The sequence below is a fragment of the Rhizobium laguerreae genome (assembly GCF_019778565.1).
In the GTDB taxonomy this organism is placed as follows: Bacteria; Pseudomonadota; Alphaproteobacteria; order Rhizobiales; family Rhizobiaceae; genus Rhizobium; species Rhizobium laguerreae.
In genome coordinates this window covers 1,028,033-1,045,815 of sequence record NZ_JAAXQT010000001.1, presented here as the reverse complement: position 1 = coordinate 1,045,815, position 17,783 = coordinate 1,028,033, and the positions used below count along the sequence as shown (strand labels likewise).

At 61.5% G+C, this 17,783-nt stretch carries 13 protein-coding genes; 6 read left to right on the top strand and 7 right to left on the bottom strand.

The genetic code is table 11. The annotated features are described in order from the left end of the window. The 6 genes from HFO71_RS05160 to HFO71_RS05135 all read right to left on the bottom strand — a co-directional run bounded on the left by HFO71_RS05160 (position 1) and on the right by HFO71_RS05135 (position 7,965). Complete coding sequence (locus tag HFO71_RS05160) at positions 1 to 762, bottom strand: sugar phosphate isomerase/epimerase family protein (RefSeq protein ID WP_025394885.1); 762 nt, start codon at positions 760 to 762, stop codon at positions 1 to 3. 37 nt (positions 763 to 799) lie between these two features. Further along, entirely contained in the window at positions 800 to 3,259 is a 2,460-nt protein-coding gene (locus HFO71_RS05155) for a beta-mannosidase (protein ID WP_170268557.1), read from the bottom strand. A gap of 352 nt (positions 3,260 to 3,611) precedes the next feature. After that, entirely contained in the window at positions 3,612 to 4,703 is a 1,092-nt protein-coding gene (locus HFO71_RS05150; RefSeq protein WP_183594399.1) for an ABC transporter ATP-binding protein, read from the bottom strand. Between the two features lie 4 nt (positions 4,704 to 4,707). Next, positions 4,708 to 5,652, bottom strand: a complete 945-nt coding sequence (locus tag HFO71_RS05145; protein WP_017960808.1) for a carbohydrate ABC transporter permease — start codon at positions 5,650 to 5,652, stop codon at positions 4,708 to 4,710. Beyond that, positions 5,645 to 6,550 carry a carbohydrate ABC transporter permease gene (locus HFO71_RS05140; protein WP_012757807.1) on the bottom strand — a complete coding sequence of 302 codons (906 nt, stop codon included), beginning with the start codon at positions 6,548 to 6,550 and terminating at the stop codon, positions 5,645 to 5,647. Before HFO71_RS05140 ends, HFO71_RS05145 begins: the two co-directional genes overlap by 8 nt. 179 nt (positions 6,551 to 6,729) lie before the next feature. Beyond that, entirely contained in the window at positions 6,730 to 7,965 is a 1,236-nt protein-coding gene (locus HFO71_RS05135) for an ABC transporter substrate-binding protein (RefSeq protein WP_168287857.1), read from the bottom strand. 456 nt (positions 7,966 to 8,421) lie between these two features. Between HFO71_RS05135 and HFO71_RS05130 the strand changes: the two genes are divergently transcribed. From HFO71_RS05130 to HFO71_RS05105, 6 genes are all read left to right on the top strand, one after another. Further along, positions 8,422 to 9,465 (top strand): LacI family transcriptional regulator, encoded by a 1,044-nt coding sequence (locus HFO71_RS05130; RefSeq protein ID WP_206989716.1) that lies wholly within the window; start codon positions 8,422 to 8,424, stop codon positions 9,463 to 9,465. Between the two features lie 88 nt (positions 9,466 to 9,553). After that, positions 9,554 to 10,942: a two-component system sensor histidine kinase MctS gene (mctS, locus tag HFO71_RS05125; RefSeq protein WP_025394890.1), complete on the top strand. Its 1,389-nt coding sequence runs from the start codon at positions 9,554 to 9,556 to the stop codon at positions 10,940 to 10,942. After that, positions 10,939 to 11,601, top strand: coding sequence for a two-component system response regulator MctR (mctR, locus tag HFO71_RS05120; RefSeq protein WP_221987587.1), 663 nt, complete (start codon positions 10,939 to 10,941; stop codon positions 11,599 to 11,601). The genes mctS and mctR overlap by 4 nt, the downstream gene beginning before the upstream one ends. Before the next feature lie 101 nt (positions 11,602 to 11,702). Continuing rightward, positions 11,703 to 12,251 (top strand): TRAP transporter small permease subunit, encoded by a 549-nt coding sequence (locus HFO71_RS05115; RefSeq protein ID WP_077978406.1) that lies wholly within the window; start codon positions 11,703 to 11,705, stop codon positions 12,249 to 12,251. A gap of 16 nt (positions 12,252 to 12,267) precedes the next feature. Further along, positions 12,268 to 13,848 (top strand): TRAP transporter large permease, encoded by a 1,581-nt coding sequence (locus HFO71_RS05110; protein WP_131642360.1) that lies wholly within the window; start codon positions 12,268 to 12,270, stop codon positions 13,846 to 13,848. Between the two features lie 48 nt (positions 13,849 to 13,896). Further along, a complete protein-coding gene (locus HFO71_RS05105) occupies positions 13,897 to 15,012 on the top strand; it encodes a TRAP transporter substrate-binding protein (RefSeq protein WP_168287854.1) in 1,116 nt (371 codons plus the stop codon). Positions 15,013 to 15,164: 152 nt separating this feature from the next. Here HFO71_RS05105 and leuS read toward each other — a convergent pair whose 3' ends face one another. Continuing rightward, a complete protein-coding gene (leuS, locus tag HFO71_RS05100; RefSeq protein ID WP_206989703.1) occupies positions 15,165 to 17,681 on the bottom strand; it encodes a leucine--tRNA ligase in 2,517 nt (838 codons plus the stop codon). Positions 17,682 to 17,783: the final 102 nt, after the last annotated feature.

Below are 17,783 nucleotides of genomic sequence, written 5' to 3'. Positions count from 1 at the left end.
TCAATAGGTCTGGAAGGATGCGATCGAGCGGCTGATGTTGCGGTCGATGTCATTCGGGTTATCGTGTTCGACGACGTAGTGCTTGGCCCTGGTGGCGCGCAATGCCGTCATCAGCCTGGCCCACTCAACCTTGCCGTGACCGACATCGGCCCAGCCGTCCTCGTCCTTCGCTTCGCCGGCCGGCGCGATGTCCTTGACGTGCACGGCGGTGATGCGGGACCCAAGCTTCTCGACCCAGGCGAAGGGATCGGCGCCGCCGCGGATAACCCAGGCGATGTCGGCTTCCCAGGAAATATCGGGCGCGCCTTCGAAGATACGCTCGATCGGCCGCGAGCCGTCCTGCAGCTTGAAGAATTCGAAATCATGATTGTGCCAGCCGAATTCGTAGCCGGCAGCCTTGTAGGGCTTGGCTATCTCCTGCAGACGCTTGCCGAAGGCGACCCAGCCGGCGGCGTCGGAGGGCCGCTGGTCAGCGGCCAAATGCGGCGCATAGATCGAATCCATGCCGAGAATCTTGGCAATATCAAGCGACTTCTCGACTTCCTTCTCCAGAAAATCAGGGCTGAAATGGCCGGTCGCCATGACCAGGCCATTCTTGTCGAGGTCGGCGCGAAGGCTCTTTAGCCCGGCATCGTCGAGATCGGCATAGATGCCGCCGAAGCCCTCGACTTCGGCATAGCCAGCCTTGCCGAGCTTTTCGAAAATCGCCGAATAGGGCTGGAAGTTGCGGGCGCTGTAGAGCTGGTAGCTGAGTTTCGTCATCATGTTCTCCTTGGGCCTCGTGCCCATTCTTGCAAGATCAATCCGCCGACTGGCAGGAATACAGGTCGTAGAACCGGAACTCCGGAAGCGCGCCACGATCAAGCGGCCGTGCCGGGGTAAAGGTGATGCGGCGGCTCTCGCCGGCCGCAAGATCGAAGGCGTTGTCGGAATATTTGCCGTCTGTCTCGGTTTCGATCATCACGAAAAGCGCAAGTCCCCTAGCGGTGACGTTGATGTCGACGGAGCCATTCTCCTCAACATATTCGTGGGTGACTGTCAGCCCCGCAGGTTCCAGCTCCAGCGCCTTGTAGGTACCGTTGACATGGTGCCCCTCGCCGCCCGTGCCGTTCGATGCGGTGAAACGCCAGGCAAGCAACGTTCCCTCGGGAATATCGGAAACGTCGATGCTCGTGGCAGTGACGGCCGCATCCGGCGAACATATGGCCTGTACGTCTCTCAGGTGCCGGCGCGCGCCCTTCGTCGTCAGCAGCGATATCGAAAGGTCGACGCTGACATCGGCAAGCGTATCGTTGACCAGCGAGAAGCGGATCGTCTTCTCGTCGTCGGAAGGAATGGCAGCGACCGCGACCGGCTGGAAGAAGCGCTTGACGAGATAGTGCATCGCCTTCCAGCGGCCGCCATAATCGAGGCTCGACCAGGAGGCCACCGGCCAAGTGTCGTTGAGCTGCCAGTAGATCGTGCCCATGCAATGGGGTTTGAGCGACCGCCAGTATTCCACCGCCGTCTTGATCGCCAGCCCCTGCTGGATCTGGGAGAGATAGACGAAATTCGGAAAATCCTTGGGGAATCGGAAATAACGGAACATCGTGCCGGCGATGCGCTCGTTGCCGCCGGCATTCTTCTGGTGCAGCTCCATGACCGGGGAAGCGACGTTCATGTCTTTCGCCTCGGCATAGGTCTTGATCACAGGCAGCGACGTATAGGACTGGAAACCGAATTCCGAGCAAAAGCGTGGACGCACCGAGCGGTAATTGTCGAAAGACTTGTTCTCGTGCCAAACCGACCAGTAATGCATGTCGCCGGACCCGTCCGCATGCCAGGCATCGCCGAAATCGAGATAACCGGAAGCCGGGCTCGACGGCCACCACAGCGCGCCGGGCAGCGCCTTTTTCACTGCCTGCTCGATCGTGCGGTTGAGGCGATCATAGGAAACGAGATAGCGGTCGCGGTCCTTCCTCGATTCCTCGAACCAGGTGAGCGCCCCGACCAGTTCGTTGTCGCCGCACCAGAGCACGATCGAGGGATGCGAGGAGAGCCGGCGCACCTGGTAGTCGACCTCGATCGTCACATTGTCGAGAAAGTCCTCGGTCGAGGGATAGAGGTTGCAGGCAAACATGAAGTCCTGCCAGACCATCAGGCCCAGCCGGTCGCAGAGATCGTAGAAATGATCCTGCTCATAGAAGCCGCCGCCCCAGACGCGGATCATGTTCATGTTGGCGGCTTTGGCCGATTGCAGCAGGTCTTCGGTCTTCTCAGGCGAAGAGAGCGAAAACAGCGCGTCGGCCGGGATCCAGTTGGCGCCGCGGCAGAAGATCTCGCGGCCGTTGACCTTGAACGCGAAGCGGCTGCCGGCCGCATCCGGCATGGTGACCAGCTCGACGGTGCGAAGACCGATCTGCTTGATCACCTCATCCGTCGGCAATTCGACGGAAAGCCTGTAGAGCGCCTGCTCGCCGCTGCCGGAGGGCCACCAGAGGCGCGGATTGTCGATATGGAAGAGGTGGTTGACATGGGTCTCGCCGTTGACGCCGACATCCAGGCGCACACGCTCGCCATCAAGGTCGAAATAGACCTGGGCAATATCTGGCCCCTTGGAAAACAGCGTCGCCGTCACTTTGAGATCGACTGAGCCATCGTTATTGTGGGTCTGGCGGGTGACCACATGTTCGATGCGCGCAGTTTCGAGCTTCTTCAGTGCGATCGTCCCGTAGAGGCCGAGCGGCGCAATGGCAATGTTCCAGTCCCAGCCGAAATGGCATTGCGGCTTGCGCAGCATGTTGCCGTCGGGGATGGGCGAGTTGCCCGTGCTGTAGGGGATGTAAAAGGGCTGCTGCTTCTGTCGCGCGGCGCCGACGGCGATGTTGGAGGCAAAGACGATGCGGATGCTGTTGTCGCCTGATTTCAGCATGCTGGAGACATCGGGCCGGTAGCGGCGGAAGCTGTTGTCGGCTTCGAGCGCCAGAAAGCCGTTGACGTGGACGCTAGCGACCGTGTCGAGATAGTCGATATCGAGATACCAGTCGCCCTCGACCTCCTGCAGTGTGAAGCTGCGCTCGACCGCCCATTCGCGCTCGGCGACCCACTGCACCTTTTCCTCGTTGCGGCCAAAATAAGGATCGGGAATCAGTCCTGCCCGGTGAAGCGCCGTGTGCACGTCGCCCGGCAGCATGATCGCTGTGCGGATCTCGCCGTCCACAGAGGCGAGCTGCCACGAACCGGAAAGGTCGATGTTGGGAGTAGTTGATCGATGCGTCACGATATCGTTTCCGATTTACGTTTTTGAAAGAGACGGCGCATGGTCGTCGTCCGGTAGCTGTCGTTCGTCAGGGTCCGGTGGATGACTGAGGTTCCGGCTTGGCTTGGCTCCCCTCTTCTCCCCAGCGGGGAGAAGGTGGCCCGAAGGGTCGGATGAGGGGGCCACACGGCACACCCTTCATTGCCCCTCGCTTACGCTCAGTGCATTCGCTCCTGTTGTCGCTCACCCCCTCAACCGCCTGCCGGCACCTTCTCCCCGCTGGGGAGAAGAGATGTGTAGCAGCGCCTTGGTCCCCTTCTTCTCCGCTGGAGCCAGGGGAGCGGACAGGAGCGGTAGGAGGCCCGACGGCCAATCAAATCCTGTCCTCCGTTTCGGCATCGAAGACCGAGGCGACCGACATGTCGAAGCTGAGCTTCACCTTGGCGCCGACATTGAAGCGGCGTGCGCCGTTGACGCGTACCGACATCGTGTGACCGGCATGTTTCAGCCACAGAAGATTGTCCGCGCCCATCGGCTCCTCGATATCGACGGTGGCATCATGTTCTTCGCCGCCGGTATTCTCGTTGACCTTGATGTGTTCTGGACGAACGCCGAGCACCACCTTGCGGCCGGGCTGCAGCGTCTCGCTAGCGTCGTAGGCAGCGAGCGAGAAAATGACGCCGTTGGCCGAAAATGCAATGCCGTCGCCTGATTTGACCAGCTCGCCGCGCAGGAAATTCATCGACGGCGAGCCGATGAAGCCGGCAACGAACAGATTGCGCGGCCTGTTGTAGATCGTCGTCGGATCGTCGAGCTGCTGAATGATGCCGCTCTTCATGATGGCGATGCGGTCGGCAAGCGTCAGCGCCTCGATCTGGTCGTGGGTGACGTAGATCATTGTATTCTTCAGCGACTGGTGCAGACGCTTGATCTCGACGCGCAGCTCCGAGCGAAGTTTGGCGTCGAGGTTGGACAGCGGCTCATCGAACAGGAAGACGTCGACGTCGCGCACCAGTGCCCGGCCGATCGCCACGCGCTGGCGCTGACCGCCGGAAAGCTCGGCCGGCTTGCGCTTCAGGAGGGGCTGAATCTGCAGGATTTCGGAGGCACGCGCCACCCGCTTGTCGATCTCTGCCTGCGGCACCTTGGCGACGCGAAGACCGAAGGACAGGTTCTTCTCGACGGTCATCTGCGGATAGAGCGCATAGGATTGGAACACCATTCCGATGCCCCGGTCCTTCGGCTCTTCCCAGGTAACGTTCTTGCCCTTGATGAAGATCTGCCCTTCCGAGGCGTCGAGCAGGCCGGCGATGCAGTTGAGCAAGGTCGACTTGCCGCAGCCGGACGAACCGAGCAGCACCAGGAATTCGCCGTCATTGATGTCGAGGTTGAGATCCTTCAGCACGCTGACCGAGCCGAAGTTCAGGGACAGATCCTTGATGGAGACGCTTGCATTCATATTCATGAGATCAACCCTTCACTGCGCCGGCGGCGATGCCGCGGACGAAAAGCCGTCCCGACACGAAGTAGACGATGAGCGGCACCAGACCGGTGAGGATCGTTGCCGCCATGTTGACGTTGTATTCCTTCACGCCCTGGACGGAATTGACGATGTTGTTGAGCTGCACGGTCATCGGATAGGTATCCGGCCGGGTGAAAACCACGCCGAACAGGAAGTCGTTCCAGATGCCGGTCACCTGCAGGATCATCGCGACGACGAAGATCGGCAGCGACATCGGCAGCATGATCCGCAGGAAGATCTGCCAGAAGCCCGCCCCGTCGACACGCGCCGCCTTGAACAGTTCCTCCGGCAGCGACACGAAATAGTTGCGGAAGAGCAGCGTCAGGATCGGCATGCCGAAGATCGAATGGACGATGACGAGGCCGGTCAGCGTGCCGTAGATGCCGATTTCGCGCAGGATGATGACGATCGGATAGATCATCACCTGATAGGGAATGAATGCCCCGATGATCAGGATCGAGAAGAAAAGCTCGGATCCCCTGAAGCGCCAGTTGGCCAGCGCATAGCCGTTCACCGAGGCGATTGCGATCGAGATGATGACCGACGGCACTGTGATGCGAACCGAGTTCCAGAACCCACGCGACAGACCATCACAGTTCAGGCCGGTGCAAGCCTGCGCCCAGGCCTTCACCCAGGGTTCGAAAGTGATCTCTACCGGCGGCGAGAAGATGTTGCCGAGACGAATTTCCGGCATGCCCTTCAGCGAAGTCACGACCATCACATAGAGCGGCAGCAGATAGTAAAGCGCTGCGACGATCAGCGTACCGTAGAGCATAATGTTGCGCGCCGACAGCGCCGGGCGTGGCTTCGGGCCACTGGGGCCGTCGCCAAGCTTCGGCGCAACGGCGTCGATGCCGGCAGCAACGGTGTTGAGAGCTTCTATATTAGCCACGCTTGCGCCCTCCACCGAATTCCAGATAGGCCCACGGAACGATGATGATCGCGACCGTGACCAGCATCATCGTCGAGGCGGCAAAGCCCTGCCCCAGGTTCTGTGCCTGAAACATGTAGTCGTAGACATATTTCGCCGGCACTTCAGAGGAAATGCCCGGTCCGCCCGATGTCTGCGCGACCACGAGGTCGTAGACCTTGACGATGCCGGAGGCGATGATCACGATCGTGGTGATGAAGACCGGCCGCATCATCGGGATGACGATGAAGAGATAGGTCCTCCACATCGGAATACCGTCCACGCGCGCCGCTTTCCAGATGTCCTCGTCAATGCCGCGGAGGCCGGCAAGCATCAGGCACATGACGAGACCCGTTCCCTGCCACAGCGCCGCGATCAGAATGCCGTAGATGACGATTTCAGGCGTATAGAGCGGATTGAAGGTGAAGCTCGTCCACCCGATAGAGCGCACCACCGCTTGAATGCCGAAGTCAGGGTTCAGAACCCATTGCCAGACGAGGCCCGTCACGATGAAGGACAGCGCGAAGGGATAAAGAAAGATGGTGCGGAAGGTGTTTTCGAAACGGATCTTCTGGTCCATCAGCGCGGCGAGCATGAAACCGATCACGAGGCTGAAGATCAGCGAGAGGATGCCGTAGACCGCCAGATTCTCGATCGCCGTCACCCAGCGGGGTGCCGCCCAGAGGCGCTGGTACTGATCGAATCCGACAAAGCTCAACCGCGGAAGCAGTTTGGAATTGGTGAAAGAATAAAAGATCGTCCAGAACGTGCCGCCGACAAAGATCACCAACGCTGTCAGGATCATCGGGATAGACGCAATCTTGGCATTCAGATTGCGCAGTAACTTGTTTGGCCGGCCTGCTCGCGCTTGACCCGTCATAAACACTTCTCCTCAATCGCAACTGCGACAGTAACAAAACGGCAAGACGCCGCCTGTCGTCCCCATCTCCGAACCTGTTGAAGATACCGGAGAGACGCCGCCACCCGCCGGACGATCACCGGCCGTCCGAACCGATCCGGCCCCATGGGAGCCGGATCGCAAGGCAGCAAGTCTGCCGATCAGTCAGCAGAAGCGATGATCCCGGCAAAACGCTTCTGAGCGTCTTCCGGCGTCATCGACGGATTGGCGAAGAATTCAGAGAAAAGGTCTTCCTTCTGCTTCTGGCTGTCGGCCGAAAGCAACTGGTCGGTACCTTGGATCACATTGCCCTTCTGAAGGATTTCGAGACCCTTCTTCATGCAATCGTTGGCGGCAGCGAGATCGACGTCACCGCGAACCGGCAGCGAACCCTTCTTCAGGTTGAAGGCAACCTGGGTCTTGGGATCGAGCAGGGTCTTGGCAAGCACGCCCTGCGCCTTGGACTTTTCTTCGTCCTTCAGCAGCGGGAAGTAGAAGGCGTCGCCACCCGTCGAGATGATCTCGTTCACGCCGAGGCCCGGCAGGCAGGTGTAGTCGGTACCGGCCTTCTGACCGGCCAGCGCAAATTCACCCTGCGCCCAGTCGCCCATGATCTGGCCGCCGGCCTTGCCCGTGATGACAAGGTTGGTGGCCTGGTTCCAATCCTGGACGTTGCTGCCTTTGGCCATGCGCCGAGCATCGTCGGCGGCCTTGAACACCTTGGCGATTTCAGGACCGGCAGCAACTTCCGCATCCTTGTCCTTGAAGACCTTGTTGAAGGTATCCTTGCCGGCAACCGCGACCATCAACACGTCGAAGGCGCCTGTCGCCTGCCACGGCTGACCGCCGACGGCGAGCGGAATGATGCCGGCCTTTTCGAGAGCCGGAGCCGCCGCGACGAACTCGTCCCAATTCTTCGGAACCTCGACGCCGGCCTTCTTGAAGGCGGCGTTCGAAAGCCACAACCACTGCCAGGAGTGGATATTGACGGGAGCGCAGTAGATCTTGCCGTCGATGGTGCAGGAATCGAGCAGACTCGACGGACGAATGATATCCTTCCACTTCTCGGCGGTCGCCACGTCGGTCAGATCGCGCATCAGGCCGGCCTGGACGAGTTCCTCGGCCTGGCGCCCATGGTTGAACTGGGTCGCGCCCATCGGGTCGCCGCCGGTGATGCGGCTGATCATGATCGGGCGAGCAGTGCCGCCGGAGCCGGCGATCGCGCCGTCGACCCAGTGGTTGCCGGTGGCGTCGAATGCCTTGGCCAGCTCGGCGACCGCTGCAGCTTCGCCGCCAGACGTCCACCAGTGGGTGACTTCAAGATCGGTGGCATTGGCGGCTCCCAGCGGAAGCGCGACCGAAGAGGCAAGCAGGGCTGCCATTAGACGGATTTTCATGAGTTTTCCTCCCTCACTGAAACGTTGCCGGAAAAACTTAGATCAATCGATTTCCTCACGCAACTGTCCGCCTGCAAATTTTTCCGTGAGCACCACAGTTGCTACTTCTGCCTGTTGAAAGGCTGGCGTTCGCGTGCCTTGAATTGATTCTCGACCAAGTGCCATCGCACTTGCGTTGCCTGGTATAAATTATTGGATTTAAACGATATATTCCGAACAATGTTTGCGTGCCGCCGATTATCCTTTTCGCAACTGCAGAAAAACGGGTCATAAATCGCCGATTCAACCTATGCGTGGCATCCCGCAATGCACACAAGAAAAAGTCCTCGACATTTCTACTGTATCGTTACAGATTGCGTTCCTTAGGGAGGCGCGATTTTGGCAGGTGGGCGGGCTTAGCGCGCTTGAGAAAGCCTCTATAAGCGACACCAATTCGCGCGAGGCAGGCTTACAGGGATGGAAAACAAGGGAAATTTCGGGCAGGCGGCATCGGCACCGACGGCGCGCGAGCGCCCGACATTGAAGACGATCGCCTTCATGACCGGCCTTGGCGTGACGACGGTGTCACGCGCGCTGAAGGATGCGCCGGATATCGGGGCCGAGACCAAGGAGCGCGTGCGCATGGTCGCCCGCCAGCTTGGCTACCAGCCGAACAGGGCGGGCGTGCGCCTGCGCACCGGCAAGACCAACGTCATCGCCCTCGTTCTCAGCATCGACGAGGAGATCATGGGGTTCTCGAGCCAGATGGTCTTCGGCATCTCCGAGGTGCTGTCCGGCACACCCTATCATATCGTCATCACGCCGCATTCCCACAGCAAGGATCCGATGCAGCCGGTGCGCTATATCCTCGATACCGGCTCGGCGGACGGCGTCATCATCTCCCGCATCGAGCCGGATGATCCGCGTGTGCGGCTGCTGACGGAGCGCGGCATGCCCTTTGCCACGCATGGGCGCACCGATGCGGGTCTCACCCACCCCTTCCACGATTTCGACAACGAGGCCTTCGCTCATCAGGCGGTGGAAAAGCTCGTCAAGCGCGGCCGGCGCCGCATCGCCCTGCTGCAGCCGCCGAGTAAGCTCACCTACTACGCCCATATCCGCATCGGCTTCCAGACCGGCCTGCATGATTACGGCGCCGAGGAAGTGCCGCTGCGCGTCAACACCGACGCACCGCTTGCCGACATCCGCGACATCGTCGAGGTGATGATGCGCTCGGCCAATGCGCCGGACGGCATCGTCTGTTCGGCCGGCAGCGCGGCGATCGCCGTCAATGCCGGCATCGAGGCCGCCGGCAAGGCGCTCGGCCGCGATCTCGACATGGTCTCCAAGCAATCGGTACCGATCCTGAACTGGATCCGCCCCGAGATCATCACCGCCCAGGAAGACGTTCGCCAAGCCGGCCGCGAAATGGCCAAAGCCGTCATCGCCCGCATCGACGGCGTCGAGCCGGAGCTGCTGCAGAGCATCAGCCAGCCGACCTGGCCGGACAGCGGCAGATAAGGCCCTCACCGCCGCCGAATGCCAAAACGCTTGAGGTTCCAGGTCAATCTGCTGCATATAGCGGCAGGACGGGCGCGGAGGAGACGTCATGAACCTCAGACATCAGATCATCGCACTGACGGTCATCCCGCTCGTGATCGCGATTTTGACCGTCACCGCTTTCATCACCTGGCAGTCGGCCACCCTTGTCGGCAGCAGTATCGGCACGTTCGAGCGCAACATGCTGAAAGCCAAGGAAACCGAGCTGCTCAATCTGACGAACCTCGCATTGTCGGCGATCCAGAGCACCTATGATGCGGCCGGGCCTGATGACGAGGCGGCCAAGGAGAAGGTGCGGGAGATACTGACGTCGCTCGATTACGGCAAGGACGGCTATTTCTTCGTCTACGACTATGAAGGCAAGAACATCGTCCATCCCCGGCAGGCGTTCCGCCCGGGCCGCAACTGGCTCGACCTCGTCGATCCGGACGGCGATCCCGTCATCGCCAACCTGATCGAGAAAGCCAAGGAAGGCGGCGGCCTCCATCAGTACAAATGGCAGAAACCCTCCTCCGGCGAGATGGCGGACAAGCTCTCTTTCGCCGTCGGGCTCGACAAGTGGCAGTGGATGCTCGGAACCGGCGTCTATCTCGACGACGTCTTCGCCCAGACCGCCGCCGCCAAGGCGGATCTTCGCGCCAATATCCGCAAGACCTTCATGGTCGTGGCGCTGATCGCGGTTCCCTCCGTGCTTCTGGTCTTTGCGGCCTGCATGCTGGTGACGCTAAGGGAGCGCCGAATGGCGGACGGCAAGCTCAAAGAACTGACGAAGCGGATCATCGATACGCAGGAGCAGGAGCGCGCCCGCCTTGCCCGAGAGCTGCATGACGGCATCTCCCAGAATCTCGTCGGCGTCAGATATGCGATCGACCTGGCAAGCAGGAAGGTCCGCAGCAAAAGCGACGACGCCTCCGGCGCGATCGATCGGGGCGCCGAGGCCCTGAATGGAGCGATCAAGGAGGTCCGCCGGCTGTCCCACGATCTTCGTCCGCGCGCGCTCGATGACCTCGGTCTTGCCGCCGCACTCCAGGCGCTGCTTGCGGCCTTCACCGAAAGAACCGGCATCGACATGTCCCTTGATGCCACGCCCTTCCGCGGCAATCTCAAGCCGGAGGCGGCGACAGCGCTTTACCGTGTCGCTCAGGAAGCGCTTCACAATATCGAAAAGCACTCGGGCGCCACTGCCGGCTCGATCAGGGTCTGGACCGTTCGCGGCCGCGTTCGGATGATCATTGCCGATAACGGCCTCGGCTTCGATCATGGCGCGGTAAGCCAGGCTTCACCAACGGGCGGGCTCGGGCTGCGCAACATGCAGGAGCGCATGGCGCATTTTGGCGGCGTCCTGCTGATCAACTCCACATCGGAGGGAACGACGCTGACTGCGATGCTTCCGAAATCCGCCGGGGCAAATCCCGACGGGGCTAAGGAGGCTGCATGAACGCGCCGGGAACCATCAGGGTGCTGCTGGTGGACAACCACCCGCTCGTCCTGGAGGGGCTGGAAGCGCTGTTGAAGACCTATGATCACATCGAGGTCGTCGGCACAGCCGGCATGGCGCGTACCGGACTGGAGCTCGCATTGCGCACCAGGCCCGATGTCGTCCTGATGGACATAAACATGCCGCAGCTGAGCGGGATAGACGCCATCGAGCTCTTCAGGGAGAGCCTGCAGCGAACGCGTATCCTGATGCTTTCGATGCACGACAGTCGGGAATATATCTCGACCTCGGTGCTTCATGGCGCCGCCGGCTACATCCTCAAGGACGTCTCCACCGATGAGATCGTCTCCGCCATCGAGGCGGTCGCTTCGGGGAAGACCTATTTCTCGTCAGGCGTTTCCGAGGTCTTGCTCGAAAAGCGGTCGAATGCATCGCCGGTGCCTCTGACAACCCGCGAACATGACGTCCTGCTGCTGATCGCAGCCGGCCGGAGCAACCGCGACATCGCCCAATCGCTCGGCATTTCCGAAGCCACGGCGGAGACGCACCGCAAGAAGATCAAGAAAAAACTCGGCATCGCCACGACGGCCGGCCTCGTTCGTTTCGCGATCGACAACGGCCTCACCTCCCCGGAGGCAGACATACCCACTACTGGGTAGGCTATCGGTTTTTGCCCGGAACGGCTCCTTGTTCGGATCTCCGCACGCCGATAGCACTTGGCGGACGGCGCGCTTCGTGCTGCCGTCGGGAGGATTATTCGATGTCTGGCTTACTGACGCTATCGCGTGCGATCGACGCGTTGAACACCTTTTTGGGCAAGGCTGTCTCCTGGCTGCTGCTCGCCGCCGTGCTGATCAGCGCCGTCAACGCGACGACCCGCAAGCTCTTCAATCTCAGCTCGAACGCCTGGCTCGAGGCGCAATGGTATCTGTTCTCGGCGGCTTTCCTCATCGCCGCCGCCTGGACGCTGCTCGGCAGCGAACACGTCAAGGTCGATCTGGTCTACGGGCATTTGCCGCGCCGCGCGCAGCTCTGGGTCGAGGTTTTCGGCACGATCTTCTTCCTGCTGCCCTTCTGCCTGGTGACGATCTATCTGTCCTGGCCGATCGTGGTCGCCAAATTCCAGAGCGGCGAGGTGTCGAACAACACCGGCGGCCTGATCCTCTGGCCGGTATGGGCCCTGATCCCGGCAGGGTTCGGGCTGCTTGCCCTGCAGGGTCTGTCCGAACTCATCAAGCGCATCGCCATCCTCACCGGGGCAATGCCTGACGCCGTCGCCTTGGCCGACGCCGAAGCACAAGCGCTCTAAATCCAGGAACATCCCTATGTTTGCCTTCTTCGCGGAAAACCTCGCGCCGATCATGTTCCTGTCGCTGATTGTCGTGCTGCTGCTCGGCTATCCCGTCGCCTTCGCGCTCGCCTTCGTCGGCTTCGTGTTCGGCTTCATCGGCATCGAGATGGGCCTGCTGCCGATCAACCTCTTCGGCGCGATCCCGGATCGCATCTTCGGCCAGATGTCGAACGAGACACTGCTCGCCATCCCCTTCTTCACCTTCATGGGCCTAATCCTCGAGCGAAGCGGCATGGCCGAAGACCTGCTCGACACGATCGGCCAGCTTTTCGGCCCGATCCGCGGTGGCCTCGCCTTTGCCGTGATCTTCGTCGGCGCGATATTGGCGGCGACGACAGGTGTGGTTGCTGCCTCCGTCATCTCGATGGGCCTGATCTCGCTGCCGATCATGCTGCGCTACGGTTATGACCGGCGTGTCGCCGCCGGCACGATCGCGGCCTCCGGAACATTGGCGCAGATCATCCCGCCGAGCCTGGTGTTGATCATTCTCGCCGACCAGCTCGGCAGGTCCGTCGGCGACATGTACAAGGGCGCGCTTGTTCCCGGCCTCCTGCTCGTCGCCGCCTATGCCGGCTACATCATCGTCATGTCGTTCATTCGCCCGGCAAGCGTTCCCGCACTGCCGCCGGAAGCCCGATCCCTGCGCGGATGGAAGCTGCTCGGCAAGGTCGTCACCTCCCTCGTCCCGCCGCTCGTCCTGATATTCCTGGTTCTCGGCACGATCTTCATCGGCCTGGCGACGCCGACGGAAGGCGGCGCCATGGGCGCGGTTGGAGCACTGCTGCTTGCGGCATTCAACCGTCGTCTCGATCTCACGATGATCAAGTCGGCGCTCTACGCGACCGCCAAGCTCTCGTCCTTCGTGATCTTCATCCTGCTTGGCGCCCGCGTCTTTTCGCTGACCTTCTACGGCGTCAACGGCCATGTCTGGGTCGAGCACCTGATGACGTCGATCCCCGGCGGCGAGGTCGGCTTCCTGATCGTCGCCAACCTGCTGGTGTTCTTTCTCGCCTTCTTCCTCGATTATTTCGAGCTGGCCTTCATCATCATCCCGCTGCTGGCGCCCGTCGCCGACGCGCTCGGGATCGACCTGATCTGGTTCGGCGTGATGCTGGCGATCAACATGCAGACCTCGTTCATGCATCCGCCCTTCGGCTTCTCGCTCTTCTATCTGAGATCGGTCGCCCCGAGCCGCGCATACAAGGACAGGATCACCGGCGCGACGATACAGCCGGTCACATCTGGCCAGATCTACATGGGTTCCCTGCCCTTCCTGGCGATCCAGCTGGTCATGGTCACCATCGTCATCGCCTTCCCCGGCCTCGTCACCCACTACAAGGCGGGACAGGTGACCGTCGACCCCTCGACGATTCAGCTCAACGTGCCGATGCCAGGCCAAGGCGGAGAAAACCCGTTCGGCACCGCTACCCAGCCGTTCGGCGCGCCCGAGCCTTCCACCGGCGAGCCGACCGCACCGTCATTCGACGCGCCCGCACCCGATTTCGGATCGCCAACGCCGAGCTTCGGCGCACCGCCTGCAGAACCTACGAAATGAATGCCCAGGTGATCGCCTGAGCCCATTGATCAACCCGAGGAGGACGACATGACCAACACGATCAATCGACGTAACTTTCTGACGAAAGGCGCGATCGGCGGCGCAGCCACGGTGGCCGGCGCAGCACTTGCAGCACCTGCCGTTGCGCAGGAACTGCCGACGATCAAATGGCGCCTGACATCAGGCTTCCCGAACAATCTCGACACCATCTATGGCGGCGCGGTCGTCATGGCCGATGCCCTGTCGAAGATCACCGAAGGCAAGTTCCAGATCCAGGTCTTCCAGGCCGGCGAACTGGTTCCCGGTCCGCAGGCGATCGACGCGGTCAAGGCCAATACGGTCGAAATCGCGCACACCTGCGGCTATTACTTCACCGGCAAGGATCCGACATTCGCGATCGGCTCGACCATCCCCTTCGGCCTCAACGGCCGCCAGCAGAATGCCTGGCTCTATCACGGCGGCGGCAACGAGGCCTATAACGAGTTCCTCGCAGACTATGGCGTGGTCGGCATTCCGGGTGGCGCCACCGGCGCCCAGATGGGTGGCTGGTTCCGCAAGGAAATCAAGAGCGTCGCCGATCTCAAGGGCGTCAAGATGCGCATCGCAGGCGTTGCCGGCGAGGTCATGTCAAGGCTCGGCGTTATCCCGCAGCAGCTGCCGGGCGGAGACATCTACCCCGCCCTAGAGCGCGGCACGATCGATGCGGCAGAGTGGATCGGCCCCTATGACGACGAACGTCTCGGCTTCTACCAGATCGCTCCGAACTACTACTACCCGGCTTACTGGGAAGGCGGCCTGACCATCCACTTCTTCATCAACAAGGCCCAGTACGAAGCCCTGCCGGATGCCTACAAGGCCGCACTCGACGCCGCCTGCAAATCGGCCAACATCAACATGCAGTCGCTCTACGACGTCAAGAACACCACGGCGATCCGCTCGCTCGTCGGCAAGGGCGTCAAGCTCCGCCCGCTGCCGCGCGACGTCATGGACGCCGCCTACAAGGCCTCCTTCGAACTCTATGCGGAATACGGAGAGAAGCACCCCGCCTGGGCGAAGATCTATCCCGGCTGGAAAAAATTCCGCGACGAATCCTTCGAATGGTTCCGCGTCGCCGAATACAGCTACGACAGCTATATGTATGCCGCGCAGGCCGCCGGGAAATGACATGGAGGCCGGGCGAATTGTCTGGCCCGGATTGCTGCCAGACCCCCGGAGAAATCCGGGGGTCTGTGATTCGTGGGGTGTTTACGAAGTCCGGCCGCCGCGGCTGGCGAGAACCGACCGTCGGGGCTCAATCCGACGATTGGCTTGCGGTATCACGGGTCTTCGACGACGAAATTCACCAGTCGCCCCGGGACCACGATTTCCTTGACCACCATTCTGCCGTCAAGCAAGGCTATGACGGCGGGGTCGGATCGCACGGCTGCGAGCAACGCCTCGCCAAGATCGGCGACGGCTTCGAAGCGGTGGCGAACCTTGCCGTTGATCTGCACCACGTAGTTGCGGGTCTCCATCTCGACCATTGCAGGGTCGAAGGCCGGCCAGGAAACCCATGTCAGCGTTTCCCGATGACCGAGCTTACCCCATAACTCCTCCGCGATGTGAGGCGCAAAAGGTGACAGCAACAGCACGAACGTCTCCACGACCTCCTGCGGTCGCACGACCTCCGCCGTCAGCGCGTTGGCCAGCTCCATCAGCCGGGCAATGGCGGTGTTGAACCGCATTGCTTCGATATCCGAGGTCACGGCCTTCACCGTCTGGTGGCGCAAGCGCAGAAGCTGCGGGCTCGCAGTCTCCTCCCGCACCGCCAGCGAGAGTTCGTCACGCTCGTCGCAGACGATGCGCCAGGCGCGCTCCAGAAACCGGCGCACGCCGATCACGCCGGCGGTCTGCCAGGGCTTTGCCGCATCCAGCGGCCCCATGAACATCTCGTACAGGCGCAAGGCGTCGGCCCCGAACTGTTCGACGACATCGTCGGGATCGACGACGTTCAGCTGCGACTTCGACATCTTCTCGACGGCGCGCTGCACTTCGACCGACCCAGCGAACCATCTTCCCTCCTCTTCGACGACGGAAGATGGCGCGTAATACCGGCCTGCCGCATCGCGGTAGGAACGGGCAAGGATCATGCCCTGGTTGAACAGCCGCTCGAACGGCTCTTCCGTCGAAACGACGCCGATATCGTAGAGCACCTTGTGCCAGAAGCGGGCATAGAGCAGATGCAGAACCGCATGCTCGGCACCGCCGACATAGAGATCGACCGGCATCCAATAGCGCTCGGCCTCGCGCCCGACGGGTTCGCTGGCGTTCTCCGGATCAAGGAACCTGAGATAATACCAGCAGGAGCCCGCCCATTGCGGCATCGTATTAGTCTCCCGCCGTGCCGGAATGTCGGTACCCGGCACGATCGTTTCGACCCAGGCCTGCGCACGGGCAAGCGGCGGTTCGCCATCTGGCGTCGGAGCGTAGTCGTTCAGTTCAGGCGGCAGCAGCGGCAGGCATTCCTCCGGCAGCGGCATCACCGAGCCATCCGCCAGATGCAGCACCGGGATCGGCTCACCCCAGTAGCGCTGGCGGGAAAACAGCCAGTCGCGCAGGCGGTACATGACCTTCGCCCAGCCCGCGCCGTTCGCCTGCAGCCAGGCGATGATGGCGGATCCCGCCTCCGGCGAGCCCAGGCCATCCAGGAAGCCGGAGTTGACCATCGCTCCCTCGCCCTCATAAGCCGTCTTTTCGATATCGTCCTCGCTGTCGATCACGCGAATGATCGGCAGCTCGTGCGCATGGGCAAAAGCGTAGTCGCGCGCGTCATGAGCCGGCACCGCCATCAGGGCGCCGGTGCCATAACCAGCCAGCACGTAATCGGCCACCCAAACCGGCAGCCGGCCTCCGTTGGCAGGGTTGATCGCATAGGCGCCGGTGAAGACGCCCGTCTTCTCTCGCCCGGCATCGGCCCGCACCGTCTCTTCCAATTCTTCCGCCTCGGCAATATAGGCGGCCACCGCCTCGCGCATTGCGGGCTCGACGATGGCGGCAACTGCAGGATGCTCCGGCGCGAGCACGATATAGCTTGCTCCGAACAGGGTCTCGGGACGCGTCGTGAAGACGGTGATGACCTCTTTGCCGTGCTCGAGCGGAAACCGGATTTTGGCGCCCTCGGAGCGTCCTATCCAGTTGCGTTGCATGGTTTTCAGGTTTTCGGGCCAATCGAGGCCGTCCAGCCCCTGCAGCAGCCGATCGGCATAGGCCGTGATGCGCAGCATCCACTGGCGCATCCTGCGGCGGATGACGGGGTCGCCGGTCTCGACATAACGCCCGTCCTTAACCTCCTCGTCGGCGAGCACGGCATTCTGGGCCGGGCACCAGTTGACCGCGACCTCGGCCTGATAGGCGAGGCCCTTCTCGAAAAGCTTCAGGAATATCCATTGCGTCCAGCGCACATAGGCGGGATCGGTGGTGGCAAACTCGCGGCTCCAGTCATAGGAGAAACCCAACCTCTGCACCTGCCCGCGAAAGGTCTCGATATTGCGCTTTGTCGTGATATCAGGATGCACACCAGTCCGCATCGCGTGGCGCTCCGCCGGCAGGCCGAAGCTGTCCCATCCCATCGGATGCAGGACGTTGAAGCCGCACATGCGTTTGTAGCGGCACACTATATCAGTGGCCGTATAGCCGAGGGGATGGCCGACATGCAGGCCCGCACCGGAAGGATATGGGAACATATCGAGTGCGTAGAATTTCGGTCTGGCCGGATCGATTTCCGCTCGGAAGGTATGGTGGTCGGCCCAATAGGCCTGCCACTTCGGTTCGATCGTCCTGGGATCATAAGGCATGCATCACTCCTGGCGCCGGCCGGCTCTGCGGCGGCGTGTCCTGAAAATGGGCGTTCTGTGGTTCAGGAGCAGCTACGGCTGCCGGTGCTCCGGTGACGTCCG